General features: G+C 62.8%; 13 protein-coding genes and 1 tRNA gene. 5 read left to right on the top strand and 9 right to left on the bottom strand.

Annotated features, from left to right (window positions below; all coding sequences use genetic code 11):
* Positions 1–63: 63 nt before the first annotated feature.
* The 7 genes from NTA49_RS01965 to NTA49_RS01935 form a co-directional block, all read right to left on the bottom strand.
* The gene (locus tag NTA49_RS01965) at positions 64–843 is read right to left on the bottom strand and encodes a C40 family peptidase (RefSeq protein ID WP_258292965.1); all 780 of its coding nucleotides are present in this window, start codon (positions 841–843) and stop codon (positions 64–66) included.
* Positions 840–2,231, bottom strand: a complete 1,392-nt coding sequence (locus NTA49_RS01960) for a leucyl aminopeptidase family protein (RefSeq protein ID WP_258292964.1) — start codon at positions 2,229–2,231, stop codon at positions 840–842. The genes NTA49_RS01965 and NTA49_RS01960 overlap by 4 nt, the downstream gene beginning before the upstream one ends.
* A 72-nt stretch (positions 2,232–2,303) precedes the next feature.
* Positions 2,304–3,071 carry a LamB/YcsF family protein gene (locus NTA49_RS01955; protein ID WP_258292963.1) on the bottom strand — a complete coding sequence of 256 codons (768 nt, stop codon included), beginning with the start codon at positions 3,069–3,071 and terminating at the stop codon, positions 2,304–2,306.
* A 12-nt stretch (positions 3,072–3,083) separates the two neighbouring features.
* Entirely contained in the window at positions 3,084–4,106 is a 1,023-nt protein-coding gene (locus NTA49_RS01950) for a 5-oxoprolinase subunit C family protein (RefSeq protein WP_258292962.1), read from the bottom strand.
* Positions 4,103–4,843: a 5-oxoprolinase subunit B family protein gene (locus NTA49_RS01945; RefSeq protein ID WP_258292961.1), complete on the bottom strand. Its 741-nt coding sequence runs from the start codon at positions 4,841–4,843 to the stop codon at positions 4,103–4,105. Before NTA49_RS01945 ends, NTA49_RS01950 begins: the two co-directional genes overlap by 4 nt.
* A gap of 109 nt (positions 4,844–4,952) precedes the next feature.
* Entirely contained in the window at positions 4,953–6,167 is a 1,215-nt protein-coding gene (locus tag NTA49_RS01940; protein ID WP_258292960.1) for a winged helix-turn-helix domain-containing protein, read from the bottom strand.
* On the bottom strand, positions 6,164–7,195 hold the full coding sequence (locus NTA49_RS01935) for a LacI family DNA-binding transcriptional regulator (RefSeq protein WP_258292959.1): 1,032 nt from the start codon (positions 7,193–7,195) through the stop codon (positions 6,164–6,166). Before NTA49_RS01935 ends, NTA49_RS01940 begins: the two co-directional genes overlap by 4 nt.
* Before the next feature lie 114 nt (positions 7,196–7,309).
* Here NTA49_RS01935 and NTA49_RS01930 point away from each other — a divergent pair.
* From NTA49_RS01930 to NTA49_RS01910, 5 genes are all read left to right on the top strand, one after another.
* Positions 7,310–7,386, top strand: a tRNA-Arg gene (locus NTA49_RS01930).
* Positions 7,387–7,695: 309 nt separating this feature from the next.
* Complete coding sequence (locus NTA49_RS01925; protein ID WP_258292958.1) at positions 7,696–8,790, top strand: ATP-binding protein; 1,095 nt, start codon at positions 7,696–7,698, stop codon at positions 8,788–8,790.
* Between the two features lie 448 nt (positions 8,791–9,238).
* Positions 9,239–10,624, top strand: coding sequence for an IS1182 family transposase (locus tag NTA49_RS01920; RefSeq protein ID WP_258292957.1), 1,386 nt, complete (start codon positions 9,239–9,241; stop codon positions 10,622–10,624).
* Positions 10,625–11,054: 430 nt separating this feature from the next.
* Complete coding sequence (locus tag NTA49_RS01915; RefSeq protein WP_258292956.1) at positions 11,055–11,456, top strand: four-helix bundle copper-binding protein; 402 nt, start codon at positions 11,055–11,057, stop codon at positions 11,454–11,456.
* A gap of 215 nt (positions 11,457–11,671) precedes the next feature.
* The gene (locus tag NTA49_RS01910; RefSeq protein ID WP_258292955.1) at positions 11,672–12,151 is read left to right on the top strand and encodes a DUF411 domain-containing protein; all 480 of its coding nucleotides are present in this window, start codon (positions 11,672–11,674) and stop codon (positions 12,149–12,151) included.
* Positions 12,152–12,278: 127 nt separating this feature from the next.
* On the opposite strand, the gene NTA49_RS01905 is transcribed toward NTA49_RS01910, so the two are convergent.
* Together NTA49_RS01905 and NTA49_RS01900 are read right to left on the bottom strand one after the other, a co-directional pair.
* Positions 12,279–13,004 carry a copper-binding protein gene (locus NTA49_RS01905; protein WP_258292954.1) on the bottom strand — a complete coding sequence of 242 codons (726 nt, stop codon included), beginning with the start codon at positions 13,002–13,004 and terminating at the stop codon, positions 12,279–12,281.
* Between the two features lie 43 nt (positions 13,005–13,047).
* Entirely contained in the window at positions 13,048–14,415 is a 1,368-nt protein-coding gene (locus NTA49_RS01900; protein WP_258292953.1) for a multicopper oxidase family protein, read from the bottom strand.
* Positions 14,416–14,417: the final 2 nt, after the last annotated feature.

The raw sequence follows: 14,417 nt of genomic DNA, 5'->3' as shown, positions 1-14,417 counted from the left end.
CGGGTAAGGGGGCCAGCCCCCCGGCCTGCGGCCGCCCCCCGGAGTTTATCAGGCAAGATGAAGTTACAGACGCCTGTGGGCGGTCAGCAACCCATCTGATTGGGCTATTCTGTTAAGGGCATTGCTTATGGGCTCGAACGAGGTCGCCATGTGGTGGGCGTTGGCGTGGATAAGCGTTTCGCTGTCGTAGACCAGCGCCACATGGCCTTTCCAGAACAACAGATCGTTGCGGCGGGGGGGCGTGTCGTCGGGCAATGCGGTGCCGAGGTTGCGCGCCTGCTGGTCGCTGTCGCCATCGCAAGCGATGTTGCAGGCAAGGCAGGCGGCCTGGATCAGGCCGGAGCAGTCGATGCCGGTGCCTGAATTGCCGCCCCAGAGGTAGGGCGTGCCGAGGAAGATTTCCGCGATGGTGGCGGGGTCATTATGGTGTTGATCTTCTGGGGCGATGTGCTGCTTTGGGACGAAGCCCGCTGCGGTTTCGATGAACCTGGGCGTTTCCGACAGGGCGGTCAGACGGCTGCCAAAGGTGAGGGGGAGGCGGTCGGGCGATTTCATGTCGGCCTGCGCATAGGCGTGACTGGCGCGGGCGATAATGCGGTGCGTGGGCTGGGTCGGGTTGATCAGGGCTGACGTGGGAACGAAACCGATATAGCCATCCTTGTCCGAGCGGACATAGCTGTGCCCCTCACGCGCACCCAGCACCGTGATCGGATCGCCGTAGATCAGTTGCCGGTCGCGGGTGCCGTTCGGCGCGTCCAGCAGATCGGTCAGCGTCACGCCGACCTGCGCGGGCGCAGAGCTGTCCACCCAGGCCGGGTTGGGCGTGGTGCGCCGGTCGGTCATAGTTTCAGCGCGGTAGGCAGGGCCGCAAGCAGCGCGCGCGTGCCTTGGCCCACGCCGCCCTTGGGGCGGGCGGGGGCGTCGGAGGGTTGCCAGCCATAGATGTCGAAATGCATGTAGCGTGGCGTCTTGGTGACAAAGCGGCGCAGGAACAGGGCGGCGGTGATAGACCCTGCGAACCCGCCTTTGGGCGCGTTGTCCAGATCGGCGATGCCGGGTTCGATCATCGGCTCGTAAGGTGTGTGGAACGGCATCCGCCAGACCGGGTCGGCGACAGATGCGGCAGCTTGCTCCAGTGCCGTGACCAGTTGCAGATCATCGACGTAATAAGGCGCAAGGTCGGGGCCAACGGCAACGCGGGCAGCCCCGGTGAGAGTGGCCATCGACACGATCAGATCAGGCGTGTCCTCGTCAGCGAGTGCCAGCGCATCGGCCAGCACCAGACGCCCCTCGGCGTCGGTGTTGTTGATCTCGACGGTCAGACCCTTGCGCGAGGTCAGGATGTCCTGCGGGCGGAAGGCGTTGGAGGAGACCGAGTTTTCCACCGCCGGGATCAGCACGCGCAGCTGCAGCGGCAGGCCAAGCGCCATGATCATGCGGGCCAGACCCAGAACGGCGGCGGATCCGCCCATGTCTTTCTTCATCAGGCCCATGGATGCGCCGGGTTTGAGGTTCAGCCCGCCGGTGTCGAAACACACGCCCTTGCCGACCAGTGTCAGTTTTGGCCCCGCATCGCCCCAGCGCATGTCGATCAGACGTGGTGCGCGGTCTGCGGCGCGGCCCACCGCGTGGATCATCGGAAAGTTGACGGTCAGCAGATCGTCGCCGGTGGTGACGTCGATGCTGGCGCTGAATTCTTCCGCGAGTTCGCGCGCGGCAGCCTCCAGGTCGGGCGGGCCCATGTCGGACGCGGGGGTGTTGATCAGATCGCGGGTCAGGGCTTCGCCCGCTGCGATGATTTCGATGCGGGGGGCGTCTATGCCTTCCGGCGCGACCAGTTGCACACGTGATGGGCTCTGCTCGGCATAGCGGTCGAAGCGGTAGGAGGACAGAAGCCAGCCCAAAGCTTCGGTTTCCAGCGTCTCGGCGTCTAGGTCGCTGTGGAACGCATAGATGCCTGCAGGTAATCTGGGCAGCGCTGCCGCGACGTGAAAGCGAGCCCGCTTGCGGTCGGCTTCGGTGCCGTAGCCGACGGCGGCCATCTGCACGCCGCCGTCCATGTCGGGAACGACAAGCGCCTGACCGATCTTGCCTGCAAAACCCGATGCCTCGGCCCATTTCTGCGCGGGCGCGTCCAGCGAGGCCAGCCAGTCGGCGCAAGTATCCTCGGGGACGATGGTTAGCGGCGTGGCGGTGTCGGTCTGGGCGAACGTGGGCTGGGTCAGGGGCATGTGGGCAACCTTTTCAAGTGGATTGCCCGCACCCTAACCGGCCTGTCGCGGCCTGCAAGCGGTCTTGTGAAGCTAGGCGGTGCGGCCCGCAAACTGGGTTACGGTGATCTGCGCCGCTTCCAGAGCGTCGCGCACTTCGGCGGCGATCTGTACGGCTGTGGGCGTGTCGCCGTGCAAGCAGATCGTGTCGATGGGCGTTTCGATATGCTTGCCTGAATCAGTGATGATCGCCTGCGCCTTGACCATGTCGACCATGCGCTGACCTGCGACCTTGGGGTCGTGGATCACGGCACCGGGCATCGAGCGGTCGACCAGCGTCGCGTCGTCGTTATAGGCGCGGTCGGCGAAGATCTCGCAGGCGAACTTGCAGCCCAGGCTGCGGGCGGCGCGTTCCTGTGCGGTGGCGGCCAGCACCATCACGATAAGGTTTTCATCGACGGACAACGCCGCTTCGTAGCAGGCGCGGGCCATGTCCTCGTCTTCCGAGGTCATGTTGCCCAAGGCACCGTGCAATTTGACGTGGCGCACCGATGCCCCGAGGGCTGCGGCCATGCCCAGCGATGCGCCAACCTGACAGCGGATCGAGTTTTGCAGCGATCCCGTGGGCATGTGGATGCGGCGGCGGCCAAAGCCCTGAAGGTCGGGAAAACCAGGGTGCGATCCGATGCCGACGCCGTTTTGCAGCGCGATGCCCATAGTCGTGGCCATTACGTCGGGGTCGCCCGCATGAGCCCCGCAAGCGATGTTGGCAGAGGTGACGGTGGTCAGCAGGCTCGCGTCGTCGCCCATGTTCCAAGGGCCAAAGCTTTCGCCCATATCGGCGTTCAGATCCACTTGCATGGCGATGTTCCTTTATTCAAACGGGTCGGCCTGGGCCGAGATGGCACCGCTGACCAGTTGATAGGACAGCAGGTCGGATATGTCGTGGATGTCGCGCACCAGCGGTTGCGCTTGCGCGGCAAGGCCCGCGCGCGTCTTGGCGTCTTTTTGCTGAATTGCGACCGCCTCGTCCAGCGTGATGAACTGGAACGTGATCTTGCCGCCCGCAGGGGTTTGCGCCATGCGGGGCAGGTCGGCAGGGATGACGGTGCCGATCCGGGGATAGCCGCCGGTGGTCTGGCTTTCGCACATCAGCACAAAGGGCGTTCCGTCGCCGGTAATTTGGATGTCGCCCTGCACGATGACCTCGGAGACGATGGTGCGCATACCTTCGGCGGCGAAGCCCTCGCCCTCATGCTCCATGCGGATGCCCTGGCGGTTGGCGCGGGGGTCGCGCTTGAAGGCTGTGGCTTCGAAGCGGGCGCGCTCTTCTGGCGGGAAGCGGTTGGTCTGGACAGAAGGCACGATGCGCACGGTGCCGCCGTCGAAGCGGGCATCGCGCGGCAGGAAATATCCGGTGCGGGTGCCTATGTCGGGCAACAGAGGCAGCGTGTCCCCCTTGGCGATCAGCTTGCCCAGACCGGCGGACATGTGACCGCCCCGCGCGCCCATGCGCACCGGCGCGTCAAATCCGCCGCCGACGTGCAGGTAGGCGTAACTGCCCGAGCGCGCGGCACCGATGGTCAGCCGCTGTCCGGCCTCCATCTGGTGGGCGGCGTTCCACGCGGCGGGCGCGTCGTCAATTTTCGCGGTCATATCAGCGCCAGTCAGGGCGATGCGCAGGGGGGCGGTCGCCTCGAACACGCCGCCGACGCCTGCGATTTCCAAAACCGCACAGTCGGGCGATTGCTTGAGCAGGGCCGCACCCTCGTGGACGGCCAGCGTGTCGATCGCGCCGCCACGGGTCAGGCCCGAGGCGATATAGCCGGGACGACCCAGATCCTGAAAGGCGGCGGCGGGGCCGATCTGGTGAACCTTGAGCGCGGCCTTGGTCATGACAGCGCCTCCCATGTGGCACCGCCTGCGCCGTCGTTGTTGTTGGCGGCGATGGTCTTGTAATCCTCGGGTGTGGTGGCGTGAAACAGCAGCTCGTCTCCCGGTGACAGGGGGAACGGCGTGTCGGACGTGGGCCGGAAGGTGCGGAATGCGGTCTGCCCGACGTGGCGCCAGCCGGTGGGGGTATTGTTGGAAAAGAGACACAACTGGCGCACGGCGGCGACAAGCGCGCCGCGCGGAATGTTGGGGCTAAGCGTACCGAGACGCGGGATGTTCCAATGTTCGCCCAGCGTGCCCAGATAGGGCTGGCCGGGGGCAAAACCGATGGTGATGACGCGCATGCGCGTACTGGTCAACTCGGCAATGGCATCCTGGGGCGACAGGCCCGCGGCCTCGGCGGCCTCGTCCAGTTGTGGGGCCAGATCACCGCCGAACACCGCTGGAATGTGCCAGAGCTTGCGCCCCTCGGGCAGCGGTGCCGCAAACCAGTCGCGGGTCGCCAGCAGATCGTTCAACTGCCCGGTGATCCTGTCGGCAGGGTATTCGGCCAGATCGGTGCGGAAAAACGCGGAAATCAGCGAGGTCGCGCTTTCGTGGACCCAGTCCCAGCCTTCGGCGTCGACTGCGGCCCTGAACGCCAGCGCTGCACGGTTGGCGGTGTCGTCCAAGGCGTCTGCAAAGGTGACCAGGACGCCCGAAAGGCCGACAGTGTGAATCGTGGGATAAGTGCTAGACATGACCGGACACTACCTTTTCTTCGGGCGGGTGCAATCGCTGACATCGGGCAGGGGGGCCAGCCCCCCGACCTGCGGCCGCCCCCCGGAGTTTATTTAGCAAGATGAAGCATCATACCGGGTCGCGCAGCCAGTCGGGGGCAAAGTTGATCCGGCTGACACCGGCAAGCGGCAGGATGCGGGCGAGTTCGGCTTCGAGCGCCTTTTTGCGGCCCTTGCCCCAGCGGGTGCCGGGTTCGGGCCAGAGCGCACGGATCTTGAGCGTGTCTTCTCCGCGGAAGGCTTTCATGTCGATCCGGCCGACCAGCCGGTCGCCTTGGAGGATTGGAAAGACGTAGTAGCCATAGGTGCGTTTGGCTTCGGGCACGAAAACCTCGATGCGGTAGTGAAAGCCGAACAGCTGCTCGGCCCGTTTGCGGTCGCGCAGGGCAGGATCGAAGGGGCTGAGGATGCGCAGGCGGGCGCTGGGCGGGCTTTTGATGGCCGGGTCGTCGGACAGATCGGGGCGAACGTAGGCACCGCGCAGGCTGCCATCGGCGTTCTGGATGTCGACGGGGATGATGGTGCCCTGTGCGAGGGCGCGTCTGACCCAGGCCTGCGCCTCGGCGGGGCGGATGTGGCCCCAGAACGCGGCAAGCTCGCTGTGGGAGGCAAATCCCAGGCGGTCAAGCGCTTGATTGCAGCACCAGTCGATCGTTTGTTCGATGTCGGGTGCGTGGGCAGGATCGGCAAGGGCCTCGTCGATCACCCGTTCGGTCAGGTCATAGCGTTTCTGAAAGCCGCTGCGCCCGGTGACGGCCAATGCGCCCGACCGCCAGAGGTATTCGAGCGCGGTTTTCGAGGGATGCCAGTCCCACCAGCCGCCCGATCCCTTTTTCTCGTCGGTGCCCACGTCGGAGGACGAGCATGGGCCGTTCTTCCGGATGTGGTCCAGCACTGATTGATACTGGCCCTCGAACCCTGCGCGGCGGTCCTTGCTCCATGCTTTTTTCAGCCGCTCCGCGTCGCGGGTGCGGCGCAGGTGCCATTGCGGGTAGAACTGCATCGGGATGACGGCGGCGTCATGGGTCCAGTGCTCGAACAGGGCGCGGTCGCGGATGTAGAGCCGGTCGAGCGCTCCCGGCCTGTAGCGGGGGCGGCGGGAAAACAGGATCAGATCGTGTGCGCGCGCGACGGTGTTGATGCTGTCGAGTTGCACGAACCCCAGGCGGGTGATCAGCGATTTCAGCGCGTCGCCGTGGGCTGGCCCCTGCGGTGTCTCGTGCAGGGCGTGGCGGTCGAGAAAGACCCGCCGCGCGGCGGTGTTGTTCAGAACGGGCCGCGTCACACGCGACGGCGGCGCAACGTATCGCCAAGGCTGAGCTTGGGTGTGAGCGTGATCTTGTGCGGCTCGACCGATGCGCCCTCTTGCCCGTGATCGCGGATGATCTCGGCGGCGGCGCGGCCGATCTCCAGACGGCAGGCGTCCATCGTGGCCAGTTGGCGAGGCAGGCCTTGCAGCAATTCGACGCCGTTGAAGCCCGCCAGACCCACCTGACCGGGCACGTCGATGCCCTGATCCAGCAAGTAGAGAAGCCCGCCTGCGCCGATCATGTCGTTGGAATAGTAGAGGAAATCCAGATCAGGGCTGCGGTCCAGCATCGTCTTGGTCATCTCGCGCCCTTTGGCCAGGGCCGAGCCGCCGGAATAGAACTCGCGGTCCTCGATCTCGACGCCGGCCTTCGCCAGATGTTCGGTGAAGCCTTCGAAGCGTTTGCGCGCGCGGTGGTCCAGAGGCATCTTGGTGCCCATGAACCCGATGTGCTGATAGCCCTGTTTCAGGATCGCACGCGCCATTTCGGCCCCTGCACGGCGGTGCGAAATACCCACCATAGAATCCACGCAGCGCCCGTCGGTGTCCATGATCTCGACCACCGGAATGCCCGCATTGGTCAGCATGGCGCGGGCGGCGTCGGTATGTTCCAGCCCCGCGATGATCACGCCGGAGGGACGCCACGACAGCATCTCGTAGAGCACGCGTTCCTCTTTTTCGGGCAGGTAATCCGTGACGCCGACAACCGCCTGCAGGGGCGTCTCATCGAGGATCTGGTTGATGCCGGTCAGCACCTCGGGGAACACCATGTTGCCCAGCGAGGGGATGATCACCGCCACCAGATTGACCCGCTGCGACGCCAGCGATCCCGCGATCTGGTTGGGCACGTAGCCCAGCGTCGCCGCCGCCTCGAGCACTTTCTTGCGGGTCGCATCCGACACGTCGCCGCGATTGCGCAGCACGCGGCTGACGGTCATTTCGGAAACGCCCGACGCTTCTGATACGTCACGCAGTGTAAGGGGGCGCTGGGGGCGGTCGGTCACAAAAGCCATCCTGTATTCTTGTTGAAATCAGTAAGCCCCACCTGCACAAAAGGTGCAAGGCTGCTCGGTCGTTTGATGACAAAGCAAATCAGAGAGGATAAGGGGGTGGGTGGCGGCCTCGTGGCTCAACTGGATAGAGCAGCCCCCTCCTAAGGGGCAGGTTGCAGGTTCGAATCCTGCCGGGGTCACCATTCGTCACCTGAAATCCTGCCAAAGAGGGCCAATGTCTGCGCAAAAGCAAGCAATAGCTTGCGCAAGACGATGCCCATGATGCCACAGGAATCAGATTTTATATATTAATTTCAGATTGTTGAGCCTTGTGTCAGCGGGTAAGAGACTTCCCCTGCAAAGGCCTCTTTTGCACCGATTTGACAGGTAGATCGATTTCCTTTCACTGAGCGGCACCAAGGTTCCGGAACCTTTCATCCCCCGTCTTTCAGGCCTGACTGGCCCGAGAGCGCCGCCGCGGCCTTCGCGCCGCGCCTTGAAAGGATTCCAACATGACCCGAGTAACAACCACGATCCCGTTCAGCAAAATCAAGTTCATCGACAAAATTCAGCGCCTGTCGGATCTGACCGAACGGCTCACGCAGAAGCTGCGTGAGATCCGCATCGACCTGAACCATCGTGAACCCCACAGGATGGCCGACGGGAAAGCACAGAGCATTTATGAACTGATCACTGACGCCGATACGGCCAAGATCAGGCGGCGGGCGATGCGGTATCTCGAGCGGCTGCACGCCTCGACCGGGACCCAGCATCTGCCAGAGCGCGACGCGGCCTTGCTGACGCCGTTGCGTGGAGGTCTGCCGGTTGCCCGGATCGTGACCGAACACGAGGCGGACGAAATCGCGGCAGCGCTTCACGCAGAGATGCCATGGATGGCCCCGGCGACGGAAGTCGTCTGGCATGGCCTGAGAGCTTCCGCACGCAGAGGGCTGCCTGGCCTCCGTTTCGATCCACTTGTGCTGGTGGGCTCTCCCGGGATCGGCAAGAGCTTCTGGGCACGCCGCCTCGCGCATCATCTTGAGGTACCCACCACGTCCATCGATGCCACGGGGGAGCCAGCGGCCTTCTCCCTGGTCGGCGCGCAACGCGGATGGGGCAGCGCGACCCCCGGCAAGCTGATGCAGACCGCCCTGCGCGAGCGGCATGCCGGACCCATCGTGATCATCGACGAGGTGGAGAAATCCGGGAATGTCCAATCTACTCAGGGATCCCGTCACACTCTGACCGATGCCGTGCTACCGCTTCTGGAGCGGATGACAGCCGAAACCTGGGAATGTCCCTACTATCAAATCCGTGTCGACATGTCCTGGGCGAACTGGGTGATGACGGCCAACAGCAGGTGGGGGTTACCCGCGCCTCTGGTCAGCCGCTGCATCGTGCTCGATCTGCCGGATCTGACAGGATCGCAGCTACAGATGTTTGTCGAGGCGCAGGGGAAAAGACGAGGCCTGCCGCGAGTGGCCATCGACGCGACGTCGGACGCGGTCCAGCGGGCGACAGCTGCCGGTCGCACCCCTAGCTTGCGGACGGTCAGCCGAATGTTAGACCGGGTGGAATTGCTGGCGCAGAGGCACGTGTTGCAATGATGCCAGCTGAGACCAAAGTGCGCCATGGTGTTCATGGCGGGGTGTGCTCCCCCTTTACGCTCCATGGCCCGCATTCAGTGCTGCCAAAGATATCAAGGATCCCGCGATCAGACCGCTCCGGGTCGACTTTACAACACCTGGGCGAGAGCAATGAGAAAGCAAGAAGTATGCCTCCGGTATGTTTGGTTGCTTACCGGTAAGCAACCAAACATACCGGAAGCGACTTTGGTATAGATCAAGAAGAAGGTTCCGCCGCACCTGAGGCAAATCGGGAGACTGTCTCTGGCCCGACATGGACCAATCAGGTCGAGGTTGATAGCTGCGTGGGCGACTGCCCGACACAAGGGCGGATTTTTCTAACATAATCGGCGGATTTTGTTGAAAAACTCGTGCTTGATCGGGGGCTGAACTGCTGATTCAATTCCTACATCGGGCGGGAGGATCGGCGATGATGGGACCGCGGCAGGAAGCGCAACCGGCACTATTCTACGAGTTTTCGCTGGAGGATCATGTCCCGCAAGACCACCTGCTTCGATCCATCGACCGGTTCGTCGACCTGAGCAGCATCCGTGCCCATCTTGCAGATTTCTACAGCCACACCGGCCGTCCCTCTGTCGATCCAGAATTGCTGATCCGGATGCTGCTGGTCGGCTATTGCTTCGGCATCCGATCCGAGAGACGGCTCTGCGATGAGGTGCATTTGAACCTGGCGTATCGGTGGTTCTGTCGGCTCGACCTTTCCGACAAAGTCCCGGATCACTCGACCTTCTCCAAGAACCGACATGGCCGGTTTCGCGACAGCGAGCTGCTGCGCCACCTGTTTGAGACAGCGGTTGCGCGCTGCATCGAAGAGGGCCTCGTGAGCGGCCAGCGCATGGCCGTCGTCGCCAGTCTGATCGAAGCGGATGCCAACAAGCAGAACTCGACGCCCAAGGAAGAATGGCACGCTTCGCAGATCGATCCGGCTGATGCACCTCGCGCCGTGCGCGAGTATCTCGACACGCTGGACGAGGCGGCCTTCGGGGCCGCCAGCGAGGTCCAGCCCAAGTTCACCTCGCATTCCGACCCGGCCAGCCAGTGGACCGCAGCACGCAAGGGGCCGGCATTCTTCAGCTATTCCGGCACCTACCTGATCGACACGGATCACGGTGTCATCGTCGATGTCGAGGCGACACGGTCGATCAGGCAGGCGGAGGTCGGATCAATCAAGACGATGTTGAAGCGCGTAAAGGAGAAGTTCGATCTGCATCCTGAACGCCTGATCGCGGACACCGCCTATAGCACCGGGCCGATGCTGGGCTGGCTGGTCGACCGCAAGATCGCCCCGCATATTCCCGTCTTCGACAAGTCCGGGCGCAGCGACGGCACCTGGACCCGCGCCGACTTCGAGTGGGACGCCGAGAACGATCAATACATCTGCCCCGAGGGCCATGAACTGAAACAGTTCCGCCGGAACTATTCTGACCCGAACCGGGGGCCGACCGGCAAGGGCGTCGCCAAATACCGCGGCCTGAAGCTCACCTGCCAAGCCTGCCCTTCGAAGCCGCGCTGCTGCCCAAACATGGACTTTCGATCCATCACCCGCGAGGAACACGAAGATGCCCGCCAGGTCGCCCGCGACATTGCGAAGACCCACCAATACGACATCTCGATGAAGCTGAGGAAGAAGGTCGAGATGCTCTTCGCGCACCTCAAGGGCATCCTCGGCCTCGGGAGGCTCCGACTACTTGGTCCATGCGGCGCGAACGACGAATTCCTCCTCGCCGCCACAGCCCAGAGCCTCAGGAAACTGGCGAAGATCCTTCCCGCACCGCAGCAATCGAAAAAGGCTTGATAGGAAAGGCGCTCGCGCCGCATTTGGAACAGTCATTTCTGCGATCGCAAACGTTAGTTTTTCCACAGAAGGGCGGTTTGCGGACATTCGCTGTGTGTGCGATCCAGAAACGCCGCCGAGGTAGCAGCCGACATTCAGGCGACCAGGTAGTCCGGCGCTGTTTCACTCTGCCGCAAGGCCGGTCCGGGGGCAAACCGTAAGCGCACACATGCTTGGGAACCACACGCAATTTGCCGATCCCTTTTCTTTGCGGCCCTCGTCACGCCTGAAACTGTTTGGGCCCTCGTCGTGAAGGCGGCGTAAGTTCCAAAGATGTCCTGCCCGAACCCTGCGGTAAGCGTGGTGCCCAAAAGATCGGCTCTTCTCGATCCTCCGCCGGAACAAGTCTGCCGGAGGGTGGTTAATCATTAACCAAGATGAGGAGACCACCATGCAAGTTCGCGAAATGATCAGCGCGCATCCCGACGTTCAGGGAAGCACCGCCGACGCTCTGTTGAAGTTTATCGAAGACGCCTATGACTGCGCCCAGACATGCACATCCTGCGCGGATGCCTGCCTGGCCGAGGACATGGTTGCAGATTTGCGCCAGTGCATTCGGCTGAACCTGGACTGCGCCGACATCTGCGCCGCGGCCGGAGCCATGGCGTCCCGTCGGACAGGCTCGAACGAGGCGGTGCTGGCTGCCACCATAAGGGCCTGTGCCGAAGCGTGCCAGCGCTGCGCCGATGATTGCCAACAACACGCAGAGATGCACGAGCATTGCCGCATCTGCGCCGAGTCCTGTCGTCGCTGCGCCGAAGCGTGTGAACAGGCGATTTCTCAGGTTCAGTGAGCCCGGCGGGCCGCAGGGAAGCGTTTGCTTGAAGATGGGGCAACCACGCTTCACCGGTTTCAGTTGGCGTGACCCTCAGGCATGAGGGTTTATGCCGCAATCCACAGGGGCGGGACAATAGTGCTAGGCTGTACGTAGAATCGCCAACGCTCTTGGTCTGCGGCGGGTTGACCACCGAGCTGGCCGTTAAACGACTGACTTGGAAAGGAATGCAAATGACGCAAGATGCTCTTTCGCGGCGCGCGATATTGGTCGGCGGGGCTGCACTGATGGCTGCAGCGCCCTTGATGACTATGGCGCAAGGCGCCGGGCCGAAAGTCCACGTGATGAAGGACCCGAATTGCGGCTGCTGCTCGGCCTGGATCGAGATACTCGAGAGAGACGGCTTTGACGTCACGACCGAACCCAGCCTTGGAACGCTTCTGATGCGCTACAAGCTGGATAACGGCATCCCACAGGAGATGTTTTCCTGTCATACTGGCCGTGTCGAGGGCTACATGATCGAAGGCCATGTGCCGGTCGCCGATATCCGCCGCCTTCTCGACGAACGCCCCGACGCCGTCGGTCTGGCGGTTCCCGGCATGCCCTACGGCTCGCCCGGAATGGGTCCGCAAAGTGAACGGGAAGCCTATGAGGTATTCCTCATCCGGCAGGACGGAACGACCGAAGTGTTCAACCGGTACACTGCCGCCTGATCGCAACGCATCGAGTTTCCGGGAGTCTATGCCGCGTGCGCGAGCATCCGCAAAGGGTGCGCAACGCGCGGCATCCTGACCGATAGGGCCAAAGCGGAGCGGTCGGTCAGGACCGCCCCACGCTGGCTTACTTGATGGCTGTGACGGTCAGCTTTCCGTTGACGCGTTCGGCCACAAATTCGATGTCCGTACCTTCGGACATCTGTGCGATCATCGCTTCATCGGCGCGGAACACCATTGTCATCGCGGGCATGTCCAGCTTTGGCAAAGGGCCGTGGATGATGGTCACTTTTCCCGCCTTGGCGTCGATCTTCTTGATCGTGCCGGTGGAGAAATCCGCATCGTTCTGCGTGACGTTTTCGGCGACGGTGATCGGACCGTGCATGCCAGCCTCGTAGTGGCCGGGGATCAGGCAGGCGAACTCGAACGTGCCCGCGTTGGAAAAGGTCCAGATCACCTCGCCTGACGTACCTTCGTCCAGACGGATGGAATTCGGATCATCATGTTCCATGTCCATCCTGGCCATCATTTCCTTGTGCGCCTCGTTTCCAACCATCGTGTCGAGAACGAACTCATGCTCGAGCGCGCCTGCGTTGGTGACGTTGAAGCGGATGGTTTCGCCCTGGGCGATCTCGAGCGTGGCGGGCTCGAATACCATGTCGCCGTCGTCGGTTTCGCGCATGGTCACGTCGACGCTGCGGTCGACCGATGCAGCATCGCCGGGCCTGCCCACCATCATTTCGGCGTGCTCGTCTGCGTGGCTTTCGTCATGTCCACCGCTGTGGTTGCCTGCCGAGAATGCAGGAGCACCCAGGACAAGGGCGAAGGTTGTTGTCAAAAGAAGGTTTTTCATCTGTGTTTCCTCAAGTTCGTTGAAGTCAAAGCCCAAGGAGCAATCAGCTCTTCGAGGCCGGTTTGGGGGTGATCAGGGTTTTCGGACTGTTGTTGCTGGCGAACTCCGGCAGCTCTCCGGTCCATTCATAGGCTTGTTCGCCGGGCGGGTTTTCGTACCAGCCGGGGTCGGAATAATCGTCCGCATCGATGCCCTTGCGCACCTTCACGACCGAGAACATACCGCCCATTTCAATGGGCCCGTGCGGCCCCCAGCCGGTCATCATCGGCACGGTGTTGTCTGGCAGCGGCATTTCCATCACGCCCATATCCGCCATCCCGGCCGTGCCCATGGGCATGTATTCCGGCTGAAAGCTATGGATCTTGCGGGTCAGCGCTGTCTTGTCGACCCCGATGAATGTCGGCACATCATGCCCCATCGCATTCATCGTGTGGTGGGATTTGTGACAGTGGATTGCCCAGTCGCCCAGGTGGTCTGCCACAAATTCATAGGCGCGCATCGCACCCACGGGGATATCGATGCTGACCTCCGGCCACTGGGCCGATGGAGGAACCCAACCACCGTCGGTACAGGTGACCTTGAAGTCATAGCCGTGCATGTGGATCGGGTGGTTCGTCATGGTCAGGTTGCCGACCCGAACGCGCACCTTGTCGCCCTGGTTGACCACCAAGGGGTCGATGTCGGGAAAGATGCGGCTGTTCCATGTCCACAGGTTGAAGTCCGTCATCGTCATGATGCGCGGCACATAGGTGCCGGGATCGATGTCGAACGCGTTGAGCATGATCAGAAAGTCACGATCCACCGGCATGAACGCGGGGTCCTTGGGGTGGACGACAAACATGCCCATCATTCCCATCGCCATCTGAACCATCTCATCCGCGTGCGGGTGGTACATGAAGGTGCCGGATTTGATCAGATCGAACTCGTAGACAAAGGTCTTGCCCGGCGGAATGCCGGGATGGCTGAGACCGCCGACACCGTCCATGCCCGATGGCAGGATCAACCCGTGCCAGTGAACGGTGGTGTGTTCGGGCAGGCGGTTGGTGACATAGATCCGCACGCGGTCGCCTTCGACGGCTTCGATGGTGGGGCCGGTCGACTGTCCGTTGTACCCCCACAGATGTGCGATCATGCCATCTGCCAGTTCGCGTTCCACCGGTTCGGCAATGAGGTGAAACTCCTTCACTCCGTTGTTCATCCGGTGCGGCAGCGTCCAGCCGTTCAGGGTGACAACCGGATTGTAATCCGGCCCCGACGCAGGGCGCGGCGTGATTGCAGTGGCTGCGCTGTCCATCTGGGCCGCTTCGGGCAGGCCCATGTTGCTGGTCTTGCCCCAGGCCTGCGACGAGACAAGCGCCGCGCCCGCAGCACCGGCAGCACCTGCGCCAATCAATTGACGTCTGTTCATCATGT

Origin of the sequence: Pseudosulfitobacter koreensis (genome assembly GCF_024733015.1) — a bacterium.
Lineage (GTDB): Bacteria > Pseudomonadota > Alphaproteobacteria > Rhodobacterales > Rhodobacteraceae > Pseudosulfitobacter > Pseudosulfitobacter koreensis.
The sequence above is the reverse complement of the archived record's forward strand: the minus strand, read 5'-3'. Positions and strand labels throughout refer to the sequence as shown.

What these genes read in the sequence shown, in the direction of transcription:
- NTA49_RS01965 (WP_258292965.1), bottom strand. Translation starts at nt 843, where the DNA reads ATGACCGACCGGCGCACCACGCCCAACCCGGCCTGGGTGGACAGCTCT.
- NTA49_RS01960 (WP_258292964.1), bottom strand. Translation starts at nt 2,231, where the DNA reads ATGCCCCTGACCCAGCCCACGTTCGCCCAGACCGACACCGCCACGCCG.
- NTA49_RS01955 (WP_258292963.1), bottom strand. Translation starts at nt 3,071, where the DNA reads ATGCAAGTGGATCTGAACGCCGATATGGGCGAAAGCTTTGGCCCTTGG.
- NTA49_RS01950 (WP_258292962.1), bottom strand. Translation starts at nt 4,106, where the DNA reads ATGACCAAGGCCGCGCTCAAGGTTCACCAGATCGGCCCCGCCGCCGCC.
- NTA49_RS01945 (WP_258292961.1), bottom strand. Translation starts at nt 4,843, where the DNA reads ATGTCTAGCACTTATCCCACGATTCACACTGTCGGCCTTTCGGGCGTC.
- NTA49_RS01925 (WP_258292958.1), top strand. Translation starts at nt 7,696, where the DNA reads ATGACCCGAGTAACAACCACGATCCCGTTCAGCAAAATCAAGTTCATC.
- NTA49_RS01920 (WP_258292957.1), top strand. Translation starts at nt 9,239, where the DNA reads ATGATGGGACCGCGGCAGGAAGCGCAACCGGCACTATTCTACGAGTTT.
- NTA49_RS01915 (WP_258292956.1), top strand. Translation starts at nt 11,055, where the DNA reads ATGCAAGTTCGCGAAATGATCAGCGCGCATCCCGACGTTCAGGGAAGC.
- NTA49_RS01910 (WP_258292955.1), top strand. Translation starts at nt 11,672, where the DNA reads ATGACGCAAGATGCTCTTTCGCGGCGCGCGATATTGGTCGGCGGGGCT.
- NTA49_RS01905 (WP_258292954.1), bottom strand. Translation starts at nt 13,004, where the DNA reads ATGAAAAACCTTCTTTTGACAACAACCTTCGCCCTTGTCCTGGGTGCT.
- NTA49_RS01900 (WP_258292953.1), bottom strand. Translation starts at nt 14,415, where the DNA reads ATGATGAACAGACGTCAATTGATTGGCGCAGGTGCTGCCGGTGCTGCG.